We start from the raw sequence: 1,177 nt of genomic DNA on the forward strand, positions 1-1,177 counted from the left end.
GCACCGGGCTGGGCGCGCTGGTGGTCACCGCCGCCGCGTTCGGGGCGCCCGGCGCGACCGTCGCCGACGCCTGGGTCGGCGCGCTCCTGCTGGTCGCCGCGGTCCTGCTCTTCCTGGCCCCCTCCATCGACGCCGGTCGTCGCGCCGACCTCACCCTCGACGGCTCGGACCTGGCCGCCGCGGCGGTCACGACCGCCCTGATCGCCACCCTGGTACGGATCGGGGCGGTCCTCGCCCCGGGCGCGCAGCTGGCGGTGGCCGCCGCCCTGCTCCTGGTGGTCGCCGTGGGCGCCCGCAGCATGCCCGAGGAGTGGCGACGCGGACCGATCCTCGGCCTCACCGTCGGCGGCGCCCTGATCGGGGTGCTCGCCGGCTGGTCGGCGGTGCGCGGTGGGGTCGGCGTGCTGGCCACCCCCGGCCCCATCTGGAGGGGCGACCTGAGCGACTGGCCGGCCGCCCCCGTCGGCGGTGCCACCTGGCAGGCGCCGGTCGCGCTGGCGCTGCTGGCCCTCGCCGCGGGCATTCTGCTCCCACCGCCGTGGCGCTGGGACGTGTCCGGGGTGGCGGTGGTGCTCGCCACCATCGGCGCGCCGGCCGCATTCGATCTGGCCTGGTGGTCGCCGGTCCTGGTCGGCGGAATGGTCGCCACCGTGTTCGGCATGGCCGCGGTGGCCACCGAGGAGGCGCGCGCCGGGCTGTCCCGGGCCACAGTGGCCGGGGTCGTCGCGCTGCACGCCGCCGGAGCCGGGCTGGTCCGCCCGTGGACCACAGCCCTGGCGCTGGGCAGCATCGCTCTGATCGGCGTGGTGGTGGCCACGCTGGCCCGCGTTCTCGCCGACCCACAGGTCACCGACATCGACACCGAGGGGATGCCGCCCCACCTGGCGCAGATCGGCGGCGCGGCGATCGGTGCCGCCCTGCTGGCCCTGCCCGGTGCGGTGGCGGCACTGTCCGCCGAGTTCGAACACTCGGCGGAGGTGGTGCTGACCGCCGCGCTGGCGGCCACCAGCCTCGGCCTGGCCGCCGTGGCAGCGGTGCGGCGACAGGTGCCGCAATATCTGCCCTGGGTCAGCGTGGCGGTGGTCGGCGGGGCCACCATCAGCGCCCTCGCCGCCATCCCCACCGGCCTCGCCGCGGGCGTCTACGCGGCCGCTGCCGCCCTGCTCGGTGTGCTGGC

Annotated in this window: 1 pseudogene; it reads left to right on the forward strand. The window is 77.5% G+C overall.

Annotated elements, in window-relative coordinates:
• Nucleotides 1-1,177: pseudogene (locus KBX53_RS33595) on the forward strand (permease); the annotation flags it as partial.

This window comes from Micromonospora sp. M51 (assembly GCF_018070305.1).
GTDB lineage: Bacteria > Actinomycetota > Actinomycetes > Mycobacteriales > Micromonosporaceae > Micromonospora > Micromonospora parva.